Consider the following 22,474-nt stretch of genomic DNA (forward strand, 5'->3'; position numbering starts at 1 on the left):
GAGCGGTGATGGCGCGTGAGCGGAACCGTCACCGAAGTGTCAAATGACGCCCCTAGCCAGAGGCCACGCCCCGTAACGCACGGGAAAGCTGCCATCTCAACGAGGGACTTCACATGATCGACACGCTCCGCCTCACCGGTGCCGTCAGCGCGCTCGCGCTGGCTTGCGCTGCCGCGACCGCCCAGGCTGGCACCGCCGCCGACACCCAGACCGCCACCCCGATCAAGCATCTCGTGGTGATTTTCCAGGAGAACGTCTCCTTCGACCATTATTTCGCGACCTATCCGAAGGCCGCCAACCCCAAGGGCGAGCCGCAATTCACCGCCGCGAAAGACACGCCCAAGGCCAATACGCTCGCAAGCGCCGGTCTGCTGAAGAACAACCCCAACAAGAGCAATGCCGTCAATGGCGCGAATGCCGCCGCCCCGTTCCGGCTCGACCGGACGCAGGCCGCGTCCGCCGACCAGAACCACGGCTACACCGCCGAGCAGGCCGCTTTCCACGGCGGCAAGATGGATGCCTTCCCGGCCAATACCGGCAAGGGCACGAAAGGCGGCACGGGCGCGTTCGGCACCAAGGGCCAGGTGATGGGCTATTACGACGGCAATACCGTCACCGCACTGTGGAACTACGCGCAGGCCTACGCGATGAACGACAATGCCTTCTCGAGCACCTTCGGCCCCTCGACGCCGGGCGCGATCAACCTCGTCTCGGGCCAGACCAATGGCGCGGTGCTGCCCAAGGGCTACAAGCTCGAAGCCGACGGCACCTATGACAAGGGGCGCGTCGTACCCGACGGCAATGGCGGCTGGACCATGATCTCGGATCTCGACCCGACCGGCGATGTCTGCTCGAACCCGAAATACCCGACGACGCTTATGGGCGGCAAGAATATCGGCGATCTGCTGAACGCCAAGAACGTTACCTGGGGCTGGTTCGAGGGCGGCTTCGATCTGACCGCGGTGAACGGCAACGGCACCACCGGCTGCGACCGCTCGTCGCTCTCGCAGGTGACCGGCGAGACCTCGAAGGACTACATCCCCCACCACGAACCCTTCCAGTATTACAAATCGACCCGGAACGTCGATCACACCCGTCCCGCCTCGGTCGATGTGATCGGCACGTCGGACGATGGCGGCGCGAACCACCAATATGACAGCAAGGATTTCTACGCGGCCTTGAAAAACGGCAACCTGCCGGCGGTGAGCTTCCTGAAAGCGCCCGCCTATCAGGACGGCCATGCGGGCTATTCCGACCCGCTCGATGGGCAGGAGTTCATCGTCAACGCGGTCAACGCGCTGCAGAAATCGAACGACTGGAAGGACACTGCGATCGTCGTGACCTACGACGATTCCGATGGCTGGTATGACCACGCGATGGCAGTGGTGAACGGCTCGAACATCCCGGTCGCGGGCTATGACGTGCTCAATGGCAGCAACTGCGCCAGCGACAAGACGCTGCCCGGTCTCGACGGCAAGCCCGCGCAGGGCCGTTGCGGCTACGGCACCCGCATCCCGATGCTGGTGATCTCGCCCTATGCGAAGAAGAACGCGGTGGATCACACACTGGTCGATCAGTCCTCGGTCACCAAGTTTATCGAGGATAACTGGCTGAACGGTCAGCGCATCGGTCAGGGCTCCTTCGACGACCAGGCGGGCGAGCTGAACGGCATGTTCGACTTCTCGAAAGCGGCCAATGGCAAGCTGATCCTCGACCCGGCCACCGGCAACCCGAAAGGCTGAGGCGATGAGACTGCCGAACCTGAGATTGATCACTCCCAGAACGATCCGTTCGGCACAGGGGGCCGCGAGCATCACGCTCGCGGCTTTCCTTTCGGCCACCCCCGTCGGGGCAGCGTCCGACGCCGGTTCGAAAACGACCGCGCCCGGAGATGCCGATCTGAGCGCCGTGGCCACGATCGGCAAGGCGCTGTTTTCTGACCCCACGCTGTCAGCCAGTGGCCAGATGAGCTGCGCGAGCTGCCACGACCCGGGCAATCACTTCGCGCCCTCCAATGCCCGCCCGGTGCAGCTTGGCGGGGCGTATCTCGACCAGCCGGGACTGCGCGCGGTGCCATCGCTCACATACAAGCGCCAGACGCCACCCTTCACCTTCGGGATGCTCGACCCGACCTCGGAGGCGGGCGAAGCCGCGCCGCAGGCGGTCGCACAGCGAGGGGCGGGCGCGAAAGGAGCCGCAGGAGCAAGCGCATCTACGCAGCCCGCGCCGCAAAAAACCGCCGGCACGCCCGCCGCCGCGAGCCCGGTGCCGCGGGGCGGTCTGTTCTGGGACGGGCGCGCGGATACGCTGCAAGAGCAGGCGCTGGCCGTCCTCTTCACTCATTTCGAGATGGCAGAGCCCGACCGCGCAACCCTCGCCGCGACCCTGCGAGCGCGCTATGGCGACCGCTTAGCGCAGCTCTTCGGCGAGGCGGTGCGTGACGACGACAAGATGCTGATCGACGAGGCCGCCTTCGCTCTGTCGCGCTACCAGACCGAGGCGGTGGAATTTCATCCCTATACCAGCAAATACGACGCCTTTCTCGCGGGCGAGGCGCAGCTTTCGCCGGCAGAGGCGCGGGGCCGTGCGCTCTTCGACGATCCGAAGAAGGGCAATTGCGCGGCCTGTCATCTCGACACCCGGTCCGCCGATGGTCGCCCGCCGCAATTCACCGATTACGAATACGAGGCGCTCGGCGTGCCCCGCAACCCGGCGATCCCGGCCAATGCCGATCCCCATTATGTCGATCTCGGTCTGTGCGGCCCGCTGCGCCACGACACGATTTCGACGCAGCCCGGCAATTGCGGGATGTTCAAGACCCCGAGCCTGCGCAACGTCGAGACCCGGCACGTGTTTTTCCACAACGGTGTCTACACCAGCCTGCAACAGGTCCTGCGCTTTTACGCCAAGCGCGACAGCGATCCCCGCGCGATTTACCCCACGCGCAACGGAAAAGTGGCGCGGTTCGACGACCTGCCCACTCGCTATCAGGGAAATATCGACCGCACCGATGCGCCTTTCGGACGCAAGCCCGGAGAAGGCGACGCGCTGACCGAGGCCGAGCAAGCAGATATCATCGCCTTTCTCGAGACCCTGACAGATGGCTACGCACCGCCGGAGGAGTGACCAGAGCCACTGGCGAGGCCCCTCTTGCGAGGCCGCTTCCGCCTTTGAGCCATGCTGCACTCCGGCGACAGGGCAGCGCCCTGTGCCTCTTAAGTTTTGTCGCCATCCGGCGACGGGGTCAGCGCCCCCCTGCCCCGGTCACCGGAACAGAACGAGCGCTCCGGGCGACCATGCGACGCGGGTGCGGGTGCCGACTTCCAGCACGGGGCGGCCGAACACGTTGCGCATCGAGATACGGACCGGTTTTTCGGTGCCGTCGAGGCGCACGTCGTAATAGGTCATGTCGCCGTAATAGACAACCTCGTCGATCGTGCCGGGCGCTTCGCGGTCGGAGGCCTGTTGACCTTCGTAAAGAAGCGTCAAGGTTTCCGGGCGGAAACCCACCGCGGCGCCATCGCCCGCAGGTGCGACCGAGATCTGGCTCGGCGCGACCTCGAGCCGTCCGAGACCTGCGACCTCTGCGGTGACCGCTTCGCCAGGCCCATCCGTGACCGTCGCAGGCAAGAAATTCATCACCCCGATGAAATCGGCCACGCGACGCGAATTGGGGCGACCATAGAGCACTTCCGGGTCGGCGAGCTGGGCGATCTCGCCCTCGAACATCACCGCGATCCGGTCCGACATGACCAGCGCCTCTTCCTGATCGTGGGTCACGAGAACGAAAGTGATGCCGACCTCGCGCTGCAGCTTGATCAGCTCGACCTGCATCTGCTCGCGGATCTTGCGGTCGAGCGCGGAGAGCGGCTCGTCGAGCAGCAAAACCTTAGGCTTAAGGATCAGCGCGCGGGCCAGCGCCACACGCTGCCGTTGCCCGCCCGAGAGCGCATGGGCCGCGCGGGAGCCGTAGCCCTTGAGCCCCACCATCTCGAGCGATTCCTCGACCAGCTTGGCCTTCTCCGATTTCGAACGCGGATCGCGGCGCAGGCCGAAGCCGACATTCTCGGCCACGCTCAGATGCGGGAAGATCGCGTAGGACTGGAACACCATATTGGTGGGCCGCTTGTTCGGCGGAACGCCCACCATCGTCTTGCCGTCGATCAGCACCGCGCCTTCCGAGATCTCCTCGAATCCCGCGATGGTGCGCAGCAGCGTGGTCTTGCCGCAGCCCGACGGACCGAGCAGCGAGAAGAACTCGCCTGCGCGGATCTCCGCGGTGATGCCGCGCAGCGCGTGATAATCGCCGTAATATTTATGAACGTCCTGAAAGGCGATCATCGGTTTATCGGTCACAGGAAACCTCCGGTATCCTTGGCGCCGGTCCGTTTGACCCCGCGCCGGCGGAAGAATTCGGCCACGCTCAGAAGCAGGATCGAGGCCGCGACGAGGCAGGTGCCAAGCGCCATGATGACCGGGATCGCTGACGGGAAACGCAGCTGGGAAAAGATGTAGGTGGGCAGCGTGGGCTGGTTGCCCGCGAGGAAGAAGGCCACGATGAACTCGTCGAGCGAGATCGTGAAGGAGATCAGGAAGGCCGAGATGATACCGGGCATCACCAGCGGCAGAACGATCAGGCGGAAGGTCGACATTCGCGTCTCACCCAGATCGACCGCCGCCTCTTCCAGCGACTGATCGAGCGTGGCAAAGGCCGTCTGCAGCACCGCGATGGCATAGGGCAGCGAAATGATCACATGGCCGAGGATCACCGTCGCGATCGACAGGTTCACCTTCAGCACTTCGAGCATCACCAAGAGCAGCGACATCCCCATCAGGATATCGGGCAGGACCATCGGCAGCAGGATCAGCCCCATGATCCCGCCCTTGCCCTTGAAGCGGTAACGCGTCGAGGCGCGGGCGGCGAAAACCGCGAGGATCGTGGCGCCCGCCGAGGAGGTCAGCGCGATGATCAGCGAATTCGACAGCGCGTGGCGCAGCGTGTCGTTCTCGGCCATTTTCGCGAACCAGTCGGTCGTGAAACCCTTCAGCGGAAAGGCGATGATCGTGCCGTCATTGAAAGCAAACAGCGGCAGCAGGAAGATCGGCGCGTAGAGGAAGATCAGGTAGGCGATCGCGTAAATCTTGAGGGACGGTATTTTCATGCGCGGCTCACTTTCCGACCTTCAGGAAGCGGCGGTTGAGCCACAGGAAGACCAGCGACAGGGCCGCGACCACGAGCAGCGAACTGACGGCAATGGCCGAGCCCAGCGGGCGATTGTCCAGGGGTAGCATCTGCGCCTGAATGAGGTTCGCGACCATCGGCATCTTGCCGCCCCCGATCAGCTCGGGCGTGACGTAATCGCCGACCGTCGGGATGAACACGATCAGCGTCGCAGCTACGACACCGGGCATCGCCAAGGGCAGTGTCACGCGCAGGAAGGTGCGCCAGCGACTTTCGCCCAGATCCTGCCCTGCCTCCAGCAACGAGCGGTCGATCTTCTCGAGGCTCACGAAAATCGGCAGGATCGCGAAGGGCGCGTAGGCATGGGCCAGCGTCAGCGCGATCGCCCCCACCGAATTGAGCATCTGCAGCGGATCGGCGATCAGCCCGTTCGGCCCGATGAGCCCGATCCCCTCCAACGCGGAATTGATCACGCCATTATAGCCAAGGATCACCTTCCACAGGAACACGCGGATCAGATACGACGTCCAGAACGGGATGGTGATCAGAAAGATCCAGCGCGCCTTGCGGTTCGGCGCCAGACCGAAGCTCAGATAATAGGCAATCGGGAAGGCCAGCGCGACCGTGACCAGCGTCACCAGCCCCGCCACCAGCAGCGAGCGGACCAGAATCACGCGAAAGATCGGATCGGTCCATGTGGCGATGTAATTCTGCACGGTGAATTCATGCACCACCGTCAGATAGCCATCCTTGAAGAAGGAATAGGCAAGGATCGTGACCAGCGGCGCGGCCAGCAAAAGAACGGCATAGAGGAAGGGGGGCGAAATCAGCGCATAGCCCTGCGCGGACTCGCTGCGCAGCCAGCTCTCCCCTTTACCCGCCATCCATCTCTCCCGATTTGCACCCGTCTCGGGCGTCGTTGGCTGTCACGAAAGCACAAGGGCGCGGGCGTGAAAAGAGGGCAAGCGCCCCTACTCGCGCAAGGGCAAGGCAGATGCCGTAATTTTGTGCAGCGCGCTTCGGCGGCGCGGCGTCAGGCCTCAGCCCTCAGACCGGCAGATCGTCCGGCATCCGCTCCAGCAGCCCCGTCAGCGTGCGCAGCGCGGTACGGAAGCGCTCTTCGGGGACTGAGCCCGCCATCGCGATGCGCACCGCGTTGGGCGCCTGACCGTCCTGCACGACATATTCATCCGCCGAGCGCAGCAGCACGCCTTCCATCTCCGCCATGCGCGCGAAGGTGGAGCCACGCCAGCCCATCGGCAGCTTCAGCCAAAGGAAGCTCAGCCCCGGCAGCCAGTTGAAATCCTGTCCCGCCAGCGATTGCACCGTCATCTGCAACCGCCGACCCATTTCCTCCTGCGCGGCATAGCGAAGACGCATCGCCTCGCCGCTCTCGAAGAGCCGGGCGACCATGTCGGTGATCGGCCGGGCGAGGCCGAAGAAGCTGTGCTGGGCGGCTAGTCGCCCCACTTCGCCCATGCCTTCGGGGGCTGCGACGATGCCGAAGCGCATGCCCGCCGAGATCGTCTTCGACAGAGATGTGATGTGCCAGCTGCGCTCGGGCGCGATCACCCGGAAGCTCGGCAGGCCGGTGACCGGCGCGGTGTAGCAATCGTCCTCGATGATCTGCAGGTCATGGCGGCGCGCGACCTCGACCAGCGCCTCGCGGCGCGCGACATCCATCCGCCCCGCCGTGGGGTTCTGTGCGTCGGGCGTGATGCAAACGATCTGGCCGCCATGTTTGCGGCAAGCCGCGTCGAGCGCATCGGGCATCATCCCCTGCTCGTCGATGGCCACGGGATGGACCTCCGCGCGGTTGAGCCGTGCGGCGTGACGGAAGCCGGGATAGGCCAGCTCCTCGATATAAACGCCGGGCCGATCGCCACGCAGGCAGGTCTGCATCACGAGGTTGATCCCGTTCTGCCCGCCATGCGTCAGCACAAGATCATCCGCGTTCAGAATAGAGGCGAGCGAGCAATCTTTCGGAAACCAGTCGAGCACCGCCTCGCGGCAATAGGCGTCGCGGCGCAGACCGGGATATTGCAGGTAGGTCTTGCCGATCGAGCGCGCAGCTTCCTCCATCGCCCATTGTAACGCTTTTGTCTGGCCGACATCGGGCAATTGTGGCGATCTAAGGTTGACCAGATCGTCCGGGGTTGCGTCGATCTCCTCCCCGGTATGGCGGTAAAGCGGCTCGCGCGGGCCGAGTCGCTGCGTTTGTGTCGATACAAATGTGCCGCGTCCCACCTTGGCCTCCAGCAGCCCCTCCTGCGTGGCGATTTGGTAGCCCCGCGCGACAGTGCCGGGCGTCACCCCCAGCGACCACGCCAAGTCCCTGACAGTAGGTAGTTTTGCGCCCGGTTTCAGGTCTCCGCGACGGATCCCTTCGCGCAGCGCGCGCACCAGCGCGAGATATTTCGGTCCGGCGATATGGGCGAGTTGAGGAGACCAGCTTGTATCAGTCACAATATTTCTCTGGTTGCTTATTTTGAGGTATTGTATCCCTCCTATAGCAACAAACGCCACATTGTATCAATACAGAAAGGCATCGCAATGTTTACCCTGTCGCGGACCCGTCCCGTTCCCGCTCGTCATGGCCGTCTGAGCCTGATCGCGCGCGTTGCGCGCGTCCTCGAAGCGCGCCGTTCGCGGATGGCGCTGGAGAAACTCGATGACCATCTGCTCAAAGATATCGGAATCAGCCGGGAGATTGCCCGGCAAGAAGTGCGCCGCTTCCTGTGACGCGAACGATCCGGGCAATTCCCCTGACCGGAATCGTCTATTGGCCGGGCCTCAGTGCCCGGCTCTTTTTTGCGGTTGATGAAAATCACTCGGTGGGGTGCGTCTCGGGCAAGGCGGCCTCGGCGTCGCGCCGGGACAGATCGGGGCGCAGCGCCAGAAGCTCCGCCCGCTGCGCCGCATCGAAGCCCGCCAGCATCGCCAACTCCGGTCGGAAACTCTCGACCCATAGTCCGTCGCAGAGCAACATTTCCGGCGCGTCGAGTAGCAGTTGCAGATAGCGCACGCCGCCCGCCGCCCGCTCGGCCTCGACCCCGTCCAGCCCGACAAGCTCTTGCGCGGAAACGAGATTCCCCCGTAGCGGCGACATCAGACGGTGATTGGGTGATACGCACATATCCTGCACCGGATGCCCCTCGCCAAGCGCGCCCGCGCGGATACGCACCGGGCACAGCAGAGGATTGAGCGCGAGATCGGCAGCCGTGAACACTCGTGAACCGATCCAGCGCAGCGTCTGAACACCGGACTCGCGCGTCACCAGCCGCGCACCGGGGCGCAAATCGCCCGCAGGAACGCCGCCAGCCTCGGTTGCGACCCGCGTCTCGGGCGTCACGCAGGGAATGGCCGCGCGAAACGCAGCGATGGAGCCGGAAAAAACCGTATCTCCGGATGCGTCAAAGCCACTGATATGGCCGTCCGTCTCGTCATGGCTGTCGAATTCCAGGCGCAGCGACTCGGTGCGCGCCATCGCGGTACATCGCAGCCCCTGAGCCGGCGATTGCGCCAAAATCTCCGCGATATCCGTTGCGCGCATGCTCCGCGTCATCCGATCCTCCTGCCTCCCAGCAGTCGAGGCCCCCTTCCTTCACACGATAGCGACAAAACCCTGAGGCGAAAACGCGTGATGGCGTCTCTACGTGCGGATTAGCGGAAACGAATTGTTCGAGTTGCGGAAACAACACGGCAGCGCCGCGCCCCGGAAACATCCCGGACGCGGTCGCAGTTATTGGGCTGGCGGGGCCTCTGACGAGGCCTGCGCGTCAGCTCATGCGCAGGACGTTGGCTTCATGCTTCTTGAGCGTCTTGCGCGCCGCCTGATAGGCCTCGCGGCCCTTCGCGGTCTGCAGTTCCGGGAAGATCTCGAAGATTTCCTGACGCTGCGAATTGCCCATCCCGCCCAGCGTCTGGTCGCCGGGCTGGAAGCTCTCGGTCCAGGCACCATTGGCGAGCAGAACCTCGTGGCGGTCGAACATGAAGTGCAGGTAGCTGGTGCCCAGCGTCTCCACCGTGTCCACGCCCTGATTGCCGACGAGATGCTTGGCCGCGACGAGAACCTCATGCTCTTCGAAATAGAGCGCAGTCTTGTCATTGGCGACGAGCATTCGGTGGTTCGGCGAGACCATCATGTCGCGCTCGGGCAGGTCGTTGCCGAGCGAGCCCTTGCGGATCAGCACCGGCTTGAGATGCGGTGCACGCGCGAGCTGCTCATGCGTCATGTCGGCGCGGCCGGCCCAGCGGACCTCCTGAATGCCGTTATCGCGGGTCAGGACCTTGTCGCCTTCGCGCAGCGTCTCCACCGGAACCTCGCCACGCGGCGTCGCGATCAGAGTACCCGGCGTGAAGCAGGGGATGACCTCTTCCATGTTGGAGAATTCGAGCGTACCGGTGACATTGCCCGAGCCGTCGAGGAAGTCGACCGTCCCGGCATAGGTGCTGACACCCGAGACCGGATCGTAATCGGTGACCGTGGAATGAACACGCAGCGGCCCCGCGCCCTGCAGGTCGAGCGTGTCGTAATCGTCGCCGCCTTCGCCGCCGTCGAGCGTATCTCCGATGCCATCGGTCGAGGAACCCACGATGAACAGATCGCGATCGTCGCCACCGGAGACGGTGTCCGCATCCGCGCCGCCATCGAGCGTATCGTTGCCCTGACCGCCGTCGAGACTGTCCGATCCGTGACCGCCCTCCAGCGTGTCGTTGCCTTGCTGACCGTAGAGCACGTCATCGCCCAGACCGCCCATCAGGCTGTCGTCGCCGGGCTCGCCCGGATCATTTTCCACCGGGCAGGTGTCATAGGTCATGTCGGTGATCGAGATCGCCTGATCCGTCGCCCCGCCATTCGAATAGGCGATGCTCAGCTTTGCGGTCGGATCATTGATGGTGACCTTGACCGAACCGATCTTGTCGTCCTGATGCAGGCTGCCGTCGTCCTGATCGCCACCGGTGATGGTGTAGGTGCCGTCGCCATTGTCGGTGACCGTCTGGTTGCCCTCGGGATCGATCGTGATCGCGACCGGGTTGCCGTCGGCATCGAAGGCCGAGAGCGTCACGACATCGACATGGTCGTCATAGCTGTCCGAACGATCGAGATCGTTGATCCGGAAGCTCAGCCCCTGAACCTCACCGGTGTAATCGCTATTGTCCGAAGAGAAGGTCAGGACGGTCGTCGAGGTCGGCGACACACCGCCTTCGCAATCGCCGCCCGCACCGTAGAGCTGCAGCGCCGAGCAGCTGTCGAAGTTCTCGCCAGCTTCGGTATATTGCGCAGAGGTCGTCAGCGTCGCCTTCGCCCCGTAATCCTGCGACTGGAAGTCGAAATGGACCTTGGTCTCGCCCAGATCGACAGTCTGGTCCTTCACCTCGCCGCAATCGGTCTGGAAATGGCTCCAGTCCACGGTTTCCGAAACCGGATCGGCCGCGGGGCCACCGGCCGGATCGTTGTCTCCATAGATCGTGTCGTTTCCGGCATCGCCCGAGATCGTGTCGTTGCCGCCCTCGCCATAGATAAGATCGTCGCCCTGGCCGCCCTCGACGGAGTCGTCGCCCTGACCGGCATAGACCGTGTCATTGCCGTCGCCCGCGATGATGTAGTCGTCATTCGGCGCGGCGCCCGGAAGGATCGCGTCGTTATTGTCGACCATGTCGCCTTCGGGGTCACCGGTGTAATGATCGTCGATCAGGTCGCCGCCGGCGGTGCCTTCGACGATACCGTCGGGCGCGCTCACGTTGATCGTAACGGTCGCGGTGTCGTAGCCGCCCTGCCCGTCATAGATCTTGTAGGTGAAGCTGTCGGTGCCGGAATAGTTGGGATCGGGCGTGTAGGTGATCGTGCCATCGGCATTCACCGTGACCGAGCCATGCGCCGGGTCGCTCGCCCACTGCACCTTGAGCGGGTCGCCATCGGGGTCGCTGTCATTCGCGAGAACGGCGATCGTCTGCGCAGTATTGTACTTAACGCTCGCGCTGTCGTTGGTAGCATTCGGATCGGAATTCTTGTCGCAATCATCGTCGTCGTGATGATAGTAGAAATAAGTCATCCCCAACTCTCCTTTGCCGTCCGCTTGGCTCCCTGGCCCCGCGCCGTGGCGTATCTTCCCTAGGGCGCAAAGCGGCGGCGCCGTGACGTGTCCGGATCCGAAGTCCGAACGTGTTTTTTGAGAAGAATTGGCCAGCGTCGGCGCGCGCGGGCGCTGCCGGCAAAGTCGCCGCAGATCGCTCTGCGTCTCCTTTGCCCTCATGGTCGAGGCCGTTATGGATCGGTCCCCTTGGCAGCGCCGGGCGAGCTCTCTTTCGACAACTCTTCTCTTTGGCCACCCCCATGGCCAATCGCCCCCCAGCAGGGCTTGGCCTCAATCTGCCCTCGCGACCGCCACAAAGAAAAGGGGAATTTGCCGCTTTCTTGCCTCATTTCGAGGAAATGCCCGGGAAACGGTCATCAATAATCCGAATCGGGAAGTAACTGTTTTTAAACACCGTTTCCGTTTACAAAAAGATCGACCTATCTTTTTGGACAGGAAACCTGCCTAGGTTTCGCCACATTTAAACCGGTGGTTGAAAGGTATTTGTCGGACCCGTTGCGAAAGGCGAAAAACTGTTTTCGATTTCGCGACAATAACCGGGCGAGTTTGTTTCCTGGGATGCCCCCAATCGCAGCGATATTTCTCCCACGGATAAGTCTTAATTGTCCTCGACCGCGCCGCAATCCGGTATCTCGCGCCCGTTTGTTCTGAGAACGAAACGAGATTACTTCGAATCATCTTTTGCTAACCACGTCCCAAGACGCCGCTTTTCACGATGACGCCAAATTTGGACAAAGTCTTGCGAGCCCGGAAAATGCGGTCCCGACAAGACATAGGAACGAAGATGCGCCGGCCGGGTCACCATCGGCGCGCGGATCTGTCATTCTGCGGAAGGTCTGGTGCCCGAGGTCGGACTCGAACCGACACGCCTTGCAGCGGCGGATTTTGAATCCGCTGCGTCTACCATTCCGCCACTCGGGCCCAGTCCGAATCCTCTAGCGCGCAGCCGCGCCCGAGGCAAGTACGCTTAGAGGTTACGCGTTGAAAACGTGTCGCATTGTTTGATCTCACCGCTCAGATAGCCCCGCTCGAACCAGCGTTGCCGTTGAGCGGAGCTGCCATGGGTGAAGCTGTCGGGCATCGGCACCCGGCCGGCCTCGCGTTGCAGCGTATCGTCCCCGATCCGTGCCGCGGCGTTGATGGCCTCCGCGATGTCGCCCGGCTCGATCGCGCCGATCTGATCTTCGGCGCGGCGCGCCCAGATCCCTGAGAAGCAATCGGCCTGCAGCTCGATGCGCACCGAGAGCGCATTAGCCTGCGCCTCGGAGCTTTGCGCGCGCACTTCGTTAACTTTACCGAGAATCCCCAGCTCGTCCTGAACGTGGTGGGCCACCTCATGCGCCACGACATAGGCGGCGGCGAAATCGCCCCGCGCGCCGAGCTGCTGGCTCAGCGTGTCGAAAAACGCCGTATCGAGATAGATTTTCTGATCGCCCGGACAGTAGAACGGCCCCGTCGCGCCGCTCGCATTGCCGCAGGGCGATTGAGTGACCCCGCTAAAGAGTACCAGCACCGCCGGATCGTATTGCCGTCCCAGGTCGGATTGGAACACGCCCTGCCAGACCTCCTCGGTATCGGCCAGCGTCACCGAGACGAAATCACCCATCGCCTTCTCGCGTTCGCTCAGCTCGCCCGATTGCGTGATCACCGGCCCCGAGCCCGATCCGCCATCGAGCAGCGGCGTCAGATCGATCCCGAGGAAATAGGCCACCACGATGATCGCGACCACGCCAAGGCCGCCGCCGCCCAGACGGATTGCGCCGCCCCCTGCCCTGCGCTGGCCGCGCCGGTCCTCGATATTGCGGCTGCCGCGCCGTCCACGCCATTGCATTTGCGAATGCCTCCCTCGCTTTTTCGTGAAGTCTAGCGCGAGGCCCGCAAAAGCAAAGGTGCGACGCGCGCGACTTGACCTTGCGGCCCGCGCGGGAGATGAAGCGATCCGAGCAGCAAGGAAAAGGATGCCGCCATGATCCGCCGCATCTACGACTGGACGATGGCCCGCGCGAGCCACCCGCATGCGATGTGGTATCTCGCCGCCGTCGCCTTCATCGAGGCCTCGGTCTTCCCGATCCCTCCGGATGTGCTGATGATCCCGATGATCCTCGCCCGGCCCTGGGCGGCTTGGCGCATCGCGCTGGTGGCGACGCTGTCGTCGGTCGCGGGCGGCTGTCTGGGCTACCTGATCGGTTATGGTTTCATGGATGCGATCGGCAGGCCGGTGCTGGACTTCTACGGCAAGGCGGACGATTTCAACACACTCGCCGCCCGGTTCAACCAGATGGGCGGCTGGGCCGTGCTGATCGCAGGTGTCACGCCTTTCCCCTACAAGGTGATCACGATCTTCGCGGGCGCCACGAACCTGAGCCCGGTTCTCTTCCTCGGCGTCTCGTTCATCGCCCGCGCGCTTCGCTTCTTCGTGGTCGCTGGCCTCCTTTGGAAATTCGGCGAGCCGATCAAGACCTTCATCGAACGTTGGCTCGGCCCGCTCTTCACTATCTTCGTCATCCTGCTGATCGGCGGGTTCTATCTTCTGAAATATCTCTGAGGCCTCCGATGCAAGATCGCCTGCAAACCCTGACCTCTTTCCGCGGCCTCGTCGGCCTCGCCGCCGCAGGCTCCGCCGTCGTGCTGGCCGGGGCCTTCGTGTTTCAGGCCTTGGGCTATGCGCCCTGCCACCTGTGCCTGCTGCAACGCTGGCCGCATCTGGTCGCGATCCTGATCGGACTTGCGATCCTCGCCTTCCGCCTGCCCGGCTGGACTGCGCTTCTGGGCATGCTGGCGGCGCTGACGACCTCGGTGCTGGGCTTCTATCATTCGGGCGTCGAGCGGAAGATCTTCCAAGGTCCGACCGATTGCACCTCGAATGGCGTCGACACCACCGTCTCCGCCGCCGACCTGCTCAAACAGATCAACGAAGCCCCGCTGGTGCGCTGCGACGAGATTCCGTGGGACATCTTCGGCATCACCATGGCGAACCTCAACGCAATCGGCTCGCTCGTTCTTGCGGGCATCTGGCTCTGGGCGTTCCTCAAGTCGCGCCGCGCCTGAGCCACCCGAGCGGGGGCCAAGCCCCCTTGCCCCGCTCCCGAAACCGCGCCAAGAACCGCGCATGAGCGAATCCAGACCTGATATTCTGTGCATCGGTTCGGTCCTGTGGGACATCATCGGCCGCGCCTCGGTGCATATGCACGAGGGCTCCGACGTGCCGGGGCGGATCGAGCGGCTGCCCGGCGGCGTTGCGATGAACATCGCGATGACGCTCCATCGGTTCGGGCTGAAACCGGCCGTACTCACCGCGCTTGGGCGCGACAGCCAGGGCAACGACCTGATCCGGACCGCCGAGGTGCTGGGCGTCGATTGCAGCTATCTCTACCGCTCCGACGACCTTCCGACCGACCGCTACATGGCGATCGAAGGGGCGAACGGGCTGATCGCGGCGATCGCGGATGCGCATTCGCTCGAGGCTGCGGGCGAGAAGATCCTCGCACCGCTTTCCGACGGACGGCTCGGCACGGAAAACGATCCGTGGACCGGCGCCATCGCACTCGACGGCAACCTGACCGAGGCTCTGCTCAGCCAGATCGCGCATTCGCCTCTGTTCGCCAAGGCCGACCTGCGCGTGGCGCCTGCCAGCCCCGGCAAGGCGGAAAGGTTGATGCCACTTCTGACGCATCCGGCGGCGACGCTTTACGTCAATCTCGAAGAGGCGGGCATCCTGTGCCAGGGCCGCTTCGACAGCGCCCAGCACGCCGCCGAAACGCTACTGGAGCGCGGGGCGCAACGCGTGCTCGTGACCGACGGCGGCAAGGCGGCCGCCGACGGAAGTGCTGTCGCGGGCAACGTGATCGCCTCGGCGCCGCCCCCCGTCCTCGTGACCCGCGTGACCGGCGCGGGCGATACTTTCATGGCCGCGCATCTCGTGGCCGAACAGCGCGGCGCGGGTCGTGAGGAGGCGCTGGAGCGCGCTCTGACCGCTGCCGCGCGCTACGTTTCCGGAGAACTGGCCACATGACCGCCCCCCTCACCTTCGCCGCCGAAGTCGCTGATGCGAAAGCACAAAACCGTCCCATCGTCGCGTTGGAATCGACGATCATTACCCACGGGATGCCCTATCCGCAGAATCTTGAAACCGCGCAGGCGGTCGAGGCCGAGATCCGCAAGGCGGGCGCGGTACCGGCCACGATCGCGGTGATGGGCGGCAAGATCCATATCGGGCTGGAGCCGGAGGAACTGGAGCAGCTCGCGCAGACCAAGGACACGATGAAGGTGAGCCGCGCCGATCTGGCGGTGTGCCTCGCGAAGGGCGCGACCGGGGCCACCACCGTCGCCGCGACGATGATCTGCGCGAACCTCGCGGACATCGACGTCTTTGCCACCGGCGGGATCGGCGGCGTCCATCGCGGTGCCGAAGACAGCTTCGACATCTCCGCGGACCTTCTGGAACTGGCACAGACTCCGGTCAGCGTGGTCGCGGCCGGTGCGAAGGCGATCCTCGATCTGCCGAAGACGCTCGAAGTGCTGGAGACCCACGGCGTGCCGGTCATCGCCTACGGGCAAGACGCCTTCCCCGCTTTCTGGTCGCGCAATTCCGGCCTTGCCGCGCCGCTGCGCGCCGATAGCGCCGCCGAGATCGCCAAGTCGCAACTCGCGCGCGCGTCGCTCGGTCTGCCGGGCGGCCAGCTGATCGCGAACCCGATCCCCGAAGAAGCCGAGATTGCCCGCGAAGAGATCGTGCCGGTGATCGAACAGGCGCTGAGCGAGGCCGAGGCGCAGGGCATCGCGGCGAAGGCCGTCACGCCTTTCCTGCTGTCGCGCATCTTCGAACTGACCGAAGGTCGCTCGCTCGAGGCCAATATCGCCCTCGTTCTGAACAATGCCCGTCTGGCTGCCGCAATCGCGGGCGAAATCATCACAGCTCGCGGCGCCTGATACGCGGACCATTGCTCATCGTGGCGGCGCTGCCTAGATAGCAGGCAACGCATCGCCACGAGAGGGCGCATCCTGACATGACCAAAGACGATTCCCATCCGCGCCGCCGCTCGCGTTTCGGCGCGCTGCGCGCCTCCTTCTTTACCGGGTTGATCGTCGTCGCGCCGATCGGCCTGACGATCTGGCTGATGTGGACGATGGCCGGTTGGGTCGACGGCTGGGTGCTGCCGCTGGTGCCGCCCGAGCTGCGCCCCGAACGCTATATCGGCATCAATGTGCGCGGGCTCGGCGTCATCATCTTCCTGGTATTCACGGTCATCGTCGGTTGGCTCGCGAAGGGCTTCTTCGGCCGCACGATGATCCGCTTCGGCGAAAGCATCGTCGACCGGCTGCCCTTCGTGCGCACGGTCTATAACGGTCTCAAGCAGATCGCGGAAACGGTGCTAAGCCAGTCCGAGGGCAAGTTCGACCGCGCCTGCATCATCGAGTATCCGAGCGAGGGCCTGAAGGCGATCGCCTTCGTGTCGTCGACCGCGAAGGGCGAGATCGCGGCACAGGCCGAGGATGGCGACCCGCTGATCTCGGTGTTCCTGCCGACGACGCCGAACCCGACCTCGGGCTTCCTGCTCTTCGTGCCGGAATCGAAGGTCACCTATCTCCAGATGTCGGTCGAGGATGCGGCGAAGCTGATCATCTCGGCGGGTCTCGTCTATCCGCAGCCCAAACCGGTGAAGGAGCCGCGCAAGTCGAAGGCGAAGATTCAGTCGAACAACGCCTGAAGGTCGGTCGACGCCTCTTTGCCGATCTTGTCGGCGTGAGCTTCGAGCCAGCGATCCGCCGCCGCCCGGCCTGCCAGTTTCAGCTTTGCCAGCATCCCCCATTCGGGAAGGATTTTGGACTTCGCACCCAGCTCGGTCATGACGTCGTCATCGGCGATCATGTGGATCAGCACATCCTTCATCGCCCCCTCCGGCAGCCGGTCTTCGCGGATCAGCCGATGCACGAAATTGATCGCGCGCAATTCCCGCAGCAGCGAGGTGTTGAAGCTGATTTCGTTGATCCGCTCGTCGATCTGCGCGGGCGTCCGGGGGATCTCGTCGCGCCAGAGGGGGTTGATCGAAATCACCACGACGTCGCGCGGATAGGCGGGTTCGAACAGCGGGAAAAGCGGCGGATTTCCGGTATAGCCGCCATCCCAATATGCCTCTGTGCGGCCCGTCTTCGGGTCGTCGATTTCGACCGCCTGAAAAATCTCGGGCAGGCAGGCCGAGGCGAGGATGGCATCCGCTGTAATTTCTTCGCCGGTGAAGACACGGACCTTGCCGGTGCGCACATTGGTCGCCGAGACATGCAGCCGTGGCCCCTCTTCCGCGCAGACATCGCGATATCGGAACCGTTCGACCACCGAGCTCAGCGGATTGACGTAGAACGGCCCTGCATCATAGGGCGAAAAGACGCGCGACATGCCGTCGATGAAGGCCGCAGGGGTGAAAGCGTCGAACCAGCGTTTCAGCGCCTCGGAGCCGGGCACTTGCGCGGGCATCAACCGCTCGAGCCGCAGATCGACGCTTTCGGCCACCTGGCTCCAGAGCTCGTCGAGCGACTCGCGCGCGCCCTGACGGCCAGCGCGCGCATAGCCCGCCTTGAACGCGGCCCCGTTCAGCGCCCCGGCAGAGGTGCCGGAGATCGCCGCGTAGTCCAGCCACTCTTCATCCAGAAATCGGTCGAGAACGCCCCAGGTGAACGCGCCATGTGCGCCCCCGCCCTGCAATGCGAGATTGATGCTCTTGCGGTTCATCGGCTCGGCCCTTTCGCTGCCCGCCTCCCTGCCGCAGAGTTATGCTGCGTCGCAGCAAAAGCAAGTCTCTCGCCCGGGCGGTCGCCTCAGCCTAGCAGATCGTGGCAGAGTTCCAGCGCGGAAATCAGCGCATCGGCCTCTTCGCGGGTGTTATACATCCCGAAAGACGCGCGCGCCGTGGCGGAAACGCCCAGCCATTCCATCAGCGGCCCGGTGCAATGTTGCCCCGCGCGCACCGCGACGCCCCGCTTGTCGAGGATGGTCGAGATGTCATGCGGATGCGCCGGCCCGTTCAGCGTGAGCGAGAAGATCGCGCCCTTGTCGGGCGCGGTGCCCTGCTGGTTGAGCCAGTTCAGCCCGCTCAGTTTCTCGGCCGTATAGTCGCGCAGATCGCGCTCATGCTCGGCGATGTTCTCCATCCCGATCCCCATCAGGTAATCGAGGGCGACCCCCATGCCGATCTGCTGCACGATGCCGGGCGTGCCAGCCTCGAATTTCATCGGCGGCGTATTGTAGATCACCGTATCGCGGGTAACGGTGTCGATCATGTCGCCGCCGCCAAGGAATGGGCGCATCTCGAGCATCCGGTCGCGGTGAATGAAGAGCGCCCCGGAACCACTTGGCCCGTATAGCTTATGTCCGGTGATGACGTAGAAATCGCAGCCCAGATCGTCGATGTCGACGGGGCCATGCACTGCCGCCTGCGAGCCATCGACCAGCGTGGCGATCCCGCGGGCGCGCGCTGCCTGCGCGATCGGTTTCACATCGACCCGGGTGCCCAGCACGTTCGACATATGGGTGATCGCGATCAGCTTAGTGCGCGGCGTGATCGCCTCCAGCACCTTTTCGGGCGGCAGCGAGCCATCGGCCTCGGGCTCCACCCAGACCAGCTTCACGCCCTGCCGCTCGCGCAGGAAATGCCACGGCACGATATTGGCGTGGTGCTCCATCACCGACAGGATGATCTCGTCGCCCGGCTCGAGGTTCGGCGCCCCCCAGGCGTAGCTCACGAGGTTGATCCCCTCGGTCGAGCCGGTGGTGAACACGATCTGCTCTTCATCTGCGACATGCAGGAAGCGCGCGACGATCCCGCGCACGCTCTCGTATTTCTCGGTCGCGATATTGGACAGCGTATGCAGCCCGCGATGCACGTTGGAATAGTCGTGCTCGTACATCTGCGTCATCGCGTCGATCACGACGCGCGGCTTCTGCGCCGAGGCCCCGTTATCGAGGTAAACCAACGGCTTGCCGTTCACTTCTCGCGTCAGGATCGGGAAATCCGCGCGGATTTTTTCGATATCATACATGGAGCACCTCAGAGTGACGCGGGGTCTGCGGGCATTTGCACGAGGCCGGTCGAGACCAGCACGATCCCCGCGATCATCGCCGAGCCCAGAAAGGTCAAGATAACCCCGAAGCCGGTCGCCAAGGGGTTTTCGAACCCGTGCAGAACCATCGTGAACTGCACCAGCAAGTAGAACATCAGCGCCACCAGCAGCACCGACATCAGAGTGGCCGAGATCGGGAAGAACACCATAAGCACGACCTGGATCATCTGACCGATCATCAGAACGAACTCAATCCAGGTCAGAAGCAGCAGCGCATCCGAGAATTTCCCATTCCCGCCAAAGCGTTGGCCGACGAAAGACATTGCGAAGGCGCCATAGACCAGAAGGGTTGCCTGCAGCCCCACCACGGTCAGCGGCGGCGTCACCGTGCCGATATCGACCTTGGTAATGAACGAGAACACCAGCTGCGCGAGCGTGCCGAGAATCGCCGTCATCACGACCACCAGCACCATCGCCATGAACCGCGCATTGCCGCTCAGATTCAGCCCGATCAAATCGCGCGCAACCGATTTGGGATCGGTGAAGCTGCGGATAAGCCATTCTTTAAGGTCGGGCTGCATCAGTTTGTTTTTCCTTCGAATTCCACCACCCGCAACGCTGCGCCCCATAGCAGGACGAAGGCTACGGTCACAAGCGCGGAGACGAGCGAAAGTTCCGCGCCGCGTCCGATGAACCCCGCGACCAGCCCTTGCAGCAGCATCAGCGGCGAGACAACCAGAAGCGACCAGAACAGCGCGACGCGCGCACCATACCAGCTTCCCTGCCCGCCAAGGAGGCGCAGCACAAGGTGGCTCAATGCCGCAATCGCGTAGAAAACGGGCACGGTGGCCAGCAGCGCCAGCACCGTGCCCATCATCAGCCCGACCATCGGCTGGTCGGGCATCTCATGGGCGATCCGCGACAACCGCGGCCATTGCGCGATGAAGATCACGGTCAGCGCCGCAAGCAGGAAGACCAGCGCGCGCGGCTCCGAAGCCGGGCGCGCGAGATGCTCGCGCATCACCACGCGCGGACGCCGGTAGCTGCGCCGGATATCGTCGGTCGCGGACATCGCCGCGCCTCAGCCGCGATGGCGCGAAAGCCACCCTTCCAACCGGGTGAGGATCGCATCGCGGAACCGCTCTTCCTCAATCTCTTCAATGGCATCGGCCACGAAGCTCAGAACCAGAAGCGCGGTGGCTTCCTCTTCCGGCACGCCGCGCGAGCGCAGGTAGAAAAGCGCCGTCTCGTCGATCGCGCCGGTGGTCGAGCCGTGCGAACACTGCACGTCATCGGCATAGATCTCGAGCTCCGGCTTGGCGAGGAACTGGCTGTTCTCGTCGAGCAGCAGGGACTGACTGATCTGGTAGCCATCGGTCTTCTGCGCGCCCGGCTTCACGAGGATCTTGCCCTGGAAGATGCCCTCGGCGCCGTTCTTCAGCACTTTCTTGAAGACCTGACGGCTCTCGCCGCGCTCGGCCCCGTGGGTGATGAAGACGGTGTCGTCGTGGTGGAACTTGCCGGTCTTGCCATCGCCAAGAGCCGCGCCCGCGACATGGGCGTTCGCGTCGTCGCCCACGATGTCGATCACGCATTCATTGCGCGTCAGCACCCCGTTCGAGGTCAGCGTGAAGCTCTTGAACAGGCCCTCTTCCGCGACGCGGGTGAAGATCGAGGTGATCGCACGACGCTCATGGTCGCGGCCCTGCACGCGGATGTGGTGGAATTTCGCGTGTTTCGCGACATCCACTTCCATCAGCTGGTTGAAGCGCGCCCCGGCCGGGCCGTTCTCCAGAACCGTGATCTCCGCGCCCTCTTCCAGCTTCACGAGGTGATGAAGGATCGGGTCGGAACTCTCTGACTCATGGGTATAAATCAGGCTCACGGGCTTCTCGGCGGCACGGGTCACGCGGATCAGCACGCCATCGGTCGCCGACGCGGTGTTCAGCGCCGCGAAGGGACGCTTCACCGGGTCCTGACCGTTGGCTTCCAGCGTGCCGTAAAGGCTGCTGGCCCAGTTCACGTCGGGCGCATCGGCAAGACGCAGGATTTCGACACCGGACATCGCCAGATCGTCGGAGGCCTCGGCATCGAAAACACCGTCGCGGAATACGATCTTCAGCCGATCGATTTCCCCGAAAATTTCGGGCTCGTCATCCGCGAAGGGCGCGGCGGGCACCGGATCGGGCGCGATGAAATCGGTCGGGTTGGTCCAGCGCCAGTATTCGTCGCGACGGCCCGGCAGGCCCATCGCGTTCAGACGGTCCAGCGCGGCGCGACGTTGCGGCCCAAAGCCCTCGGGCAGAGAAACGCGCGCCAGCCGCGTCTCGGCGGGGGTCATTTTCTCGACTGCCGACATTACGCCATCACCTCCGAGATCCCGTGTTTCGCGAGCAGGTCGGCATAGCCGTTCTTCTCGACCTCGAGAGCCAGTTCCGGCCCGCCGGTCTCGATGATGCGGCCATCCGCCATGATGTGGACGACATCGGGTTTGATATGGTCGAGCAGGCGCTGGTAGTGGGTGATGACGAGGAAGGAACGGCCCTCGTCGCGCAGCGCGTTCACGCCTTCGGCCACCAGACGCATCGCGTCGACGTCGAGGCCGGAGTCGGTCTCGTCGAGGATGCACATCTTCGGCTCGAGGATCGCCATCTGAAGGATTTCGTTACGTTTCTTCTCACCGCCCGAGAAGCCGACATTGACCGGGCGCTTCAGCATATCGGCGTCGATCTTGAGCGATTTCGCCTTGCCGCGCACCAGTTTCAGGAAGTCGCCAGCGGAGATTTCCTCCTCGCCGCGGGCCTTGCGCTGTGCGTTGAGCGCGGTACGCAGGAAGGTCATGTTGCCGACGCCGGGAATTTCCACCGGATATTGGAACGCGAGGAACAGGCCTGCCGCCGCGCGCTCTTCGGGCTCGGAATCGAGCAGGTCGGTGTCGTTGAGATGCGCCTCGCCTTCGGTGACCTCGTAGCCATCGCGGCCCGAGAGCACGTAGGACAGCGTGGATTTACCGGACCCGTTCGGACCCATGATCGCATGGACCTTGCCGGACTCGACGCTCAGGTTGACGCCCTTGAGGATCTGCTTGTCCTCTTCTTCCAGTTTGACGTGCAGGTTCTTGATATCAAGCATGGTTCTT

At 63.8% G+C, this 22,474-nt stretch carries 21 protein-coding genes and 1 tRNA gene; 8 read left to right on the forward strand and 14 right to left on the reverse strand.

The features are described 5' to 3' along the window. Positions 1–113: 113 nt before the first annotated feature. Positions 114–1,742: an alkaline phosphatase family protein gene (locus B6V74_RS10835; RefSeq protein WP_088722789.1), complete on the forward strand. Its 1,629-nt coding sequence runs from the start codon at positions 114–116 to the stop codon at positions 1,740–1,742. Between the two features lie 4 nt (positions 1,743–1,746). Further along, positions 1,747–3,126, forward strand: coding sequence for a cytochrome c peroxidase (locus B6V74_RS10840; RefSeq protein WP_088722790.1), 1,380 nt, complete (start codon positions 1,747–1,749; stop codon positions 3,124–3,126). Between the two features lie 138 nt (positions 3,127–3,264). On the opposite strand, the gene B6V74_RS10845 is transcribed toward B6V74_RS10840, so the two are convergent. The 4 genes from B6V74_RS10845 to B6V74_RS10860 form a co-directional block, all read right to left on the reverse strand. Continuing rightward, positions 3,265–4,341 carry an ABC transporter ATP-binding protein gene (locus B6V74_RS10845; RefSeq protein ID WP_088722864.1) on the reverse strand — a complete coding sequence of 359 codons (1,077 nt, stop codon included), beginning with the start codon at positions 4,339–4,341 and terminating at the stop codon, positions 3,265–3,267. An 11-nt stretch (positions 4,342–4,352) separates the two neighbouring features. Next, positions 4,353–5,162: an ABC transporter permease gene (locus B6V74_RS10850; protein WP_075774834.1), complete on the reverse strand. Its 810-nt coding sequence runs from the start codon at positions 5,160–5,162 to the stop codon at positions 4,353–4,355. Between the two features lie 7 nt (positions 5,163–5,169). Next, positions 5,170–6,066: an ABC transporter permease gene (locus B6V74_RS10855; RefSeq protein ID WP_088722791.1), complete on the reverse strand. Its 897-nt coding sequence runs from the start codon at positions 6,064–6,066 to the stop codon at positions 5,170–5,172. 163 nt (positions 6,067–6,229) lie between these two features. Then, positions 6,230–7,648 (reverse strand): PLP-dependent aminotransferase family protein, encoded by a 1,419-nt coding sequence (locus B6V74_RS10860; RefSeq protein WP_088718589.1) that lies wholly within the window; start codon positions 7,646–7,648, stop codon positions 6,230–6,232. A gap of 87 nt (positions 7,649–7,735) precedes the next feature. Between B6V74_RS10860 and B6V74_RS18780 the strand changes: the two genes are divergently transcribed. After that, positions 7,736–7,924 carry a DUF1127 domain-containing protein gene (locus tag B6V74_RS18780; RefSeq protein WP_109171954.1) on the forward strand — a complete coding sequence of 63 codons (189 nt, stop codon included), beginning with the start codon at positions 7,736–7,738 and terminating at the stop codon, positions 7,922–7,924. 85 nt (positions 7,925–8,009) lie between these two features. Here the strand turns inward: B6V74_RS18780 and B6V74_RS10870 are convergent, their stop codons facing one another. From B6V74_RS10870 to B6V74_RS10885, 4 genes are all read right to left on the reverse strand, one after another. Continuing rightward, entirely contained in the window at positions 8,010–8,747 is a 738-nt protein-coding gene (locus tag B6V74_RS10870; protein WP_088722792.1) for a Hint domain-containing protein, read from the reverse strand. Positions 8,748–8,961: 214 nt separating this feature from the next. Beyond that, positions 8,962–11,238, reverse strand: coding sequence for a Hint domain-containing protein (locus B6V74_RS10875; protein ID WP_168184215.1), 2,277 nt, complete (start codon positions 11,236–11,238; stop codon positions 8,962–8,964). Positions 11,239–12,117: 879 nt separating this feature from the next. Beyond that, positions 12,118–12,201: transfer RNA gene (locus B6V74_RS10880), tRNA-Leu, on the reverse strand. Positions 12,202–12,247: 46 nt separating this feature from the next. Further along, positions 12,248–13,111: a neutral zinc metallopeptidase gene (locus B6V74_RS10885; protein WP_088722793.1), complete on the reverse strand. Its 864-nt coding sequence runs from the start codon at positions 13,109–13,111 to the stop codon at positions 12,248–12,250. A 135-nt stretch (positions 13,112–13,246) separates the two neighbouring features. On the opposite strand from B6V74_RS10885, the gene B6V74_RS10890 reads away from it, so the two are divergent. From B6V74_RS10890 to B6V74_RS10910, 5 genes are all read left to right on the forward strand, one after another. Then, positions 13,247–13,825, forward strand: a complete 579-nt coding sequence (locus tag B6V74_RS10890) for a YqaA family protein (RefSeq protein ID WP_075774840.1) — start codon at positions 13,247–13,249, stop codon at positions 13,823–13,825. A gap of 8 nt (positions 13,826–13,833) precedes the next feature. Further along, positions 13,834–14,328 carry a disulfide bond formation protein B gene (locus B6V74_RS10895; RefSeq protein ID WP_199224636.1) on the forward strand — a complete coding sequence of 165 codons (495 nt, stop codon included), beginning with the start codon at positions 13,834–13,836 and terminating at the stop codon, positions 14,326–14,328. Positions 14,329–14,389: 61 nt separating this feature from the next. Then, positions 14,390–15,292 (forward strand): PfkB family carbohydrate kinase, encoded by a 903-nt coding sequence (locus B6V74_RS10900; protein WP_088722794.1) that lies wholly within the window; start codon positions 14,390–14,392, stop codon positions 15,290–15,292. Next, the gene (locus B6V74_RS10905; protein WP_088722795.1) at positions 15,289–16,209 is read left to right on the forward strand and encodes a pseudouridine-5'-phosphate glycosidase; all 921 of its coding nucleotides are present in this window, start codon (positions 15,289–15,291) and stop codon (positions 16,207–16,209) included. The genes B6V74_RS10900 and B6V74_RS10905 overlap by 4 nt, the downstream gene beginning before the upstream one ends. A gap of 77 nt (positions 16,210–16,286) precedes the next feature. After that, positions 16,287–16,988 carry a DUF502 domain-containing protein gene (locus B6V74_RS10910; RefSeq protein ID WP_075774844.1) on the forward strand — a complete coding sequence of 234 codons (702 nt, stop codon included), beginning with the start codon at positions 16,287–16,289 and terminating at the stop codon, positions 16,986–16,988. Here B6V74_RS10910 and B6V74_RS10915 read toward each other — a convergent pair. The 6 genes from B6V74_RS10915 to sufC all read right to left on the reverse strand — a co-directional run bounded on the left by B6V74_RS10915 (position 16,970) and on the right by sufC (position 22,467). Then, positions 16,970–18,007, reverse strand: coding sequence for a patatin-like phospholipase family protein (locus B6V74_RS10915; protein ID WP_088722796.1), 1,038 nt, complete (start codon positions 18,005–18,007; stop codon positions 16,970–16,972). The two genes, B6V74_RS10910 and B6V74_RS10915, sit on opposite strands and share 19 nt — an antisense overlap. Positions 18,008–18,093: 86 nt before the next feature. Further along, entirely contained in the window at positions 18,094–19,314 is a 1,221-nt protein-coding gene (locus B6V74_RS10920) for a cysteine desulfurase (RefSeq protein ID WP_075774846.1), read from the reverse strand. 8 nt (positions 19,315–19,322) lie between these two features. Next, a complete protein-coding gene (locus B6V74_RS10925) occupies positions 19,323–19,916 on the reverse strand; it encodes a YIP1 family protein (protein WP_088722797.1) in 594 nt (197 codons plus the stop codon). Beyond that, positions 19,916–20,407, reverse strand: a complete 492-nt coding sequence (locus tag B6V74_RS10930) for a Yip1 family protein (RefSeq protein WP_075774848.1) — start codon at positions 20,405–20,407, stop codon at positions 19,916–19,918. Before B6V74_RS10930 ends, B6V74_RS10925 begins: the two co-directional genes overlap by 1 nt. 9 nt (positions 20,408–20,416) lie before the next feature. Beyond that, positions 20,417–21,694, reverse strand: coding sequence for a Fe-S cluster assembly protein SufD (sufD, locus tag B6V74_RS10935; RefSeq protein WP_088722798.1), 1,278 nt, complete (start codon positions 21,692–21,694; stop codon positions 20,417–20,419). After that, on the reverse strand, positions 21,694–22,467 hold the full coding sequence (sufC, locus tag B6V74_RS10940) for a Fe-S cluster assembly ATPase SufC (protein ID WP_075774850.1): 774 nt from the start codon (positions 22,465–22,467) through the stop codon (positions 21,694–21,696). Before sufC ends, sufD begins: the two co-directional genes overlap by 1 nt. Between the last annotated feature and the right edge of the window lie 7 nt (positions 22,468–22,474).

This window comes from Thioclava sp. F42-5 (assembly GCF_002213195.1).
Taxonomy (GTDB): domain Bacteria; phylum Pseudomonadota; class Alphaproteobacteria; order Rhodobacterales; family Rhodobacteraceae; genus Thioclava; species Thioclava nitratireducens.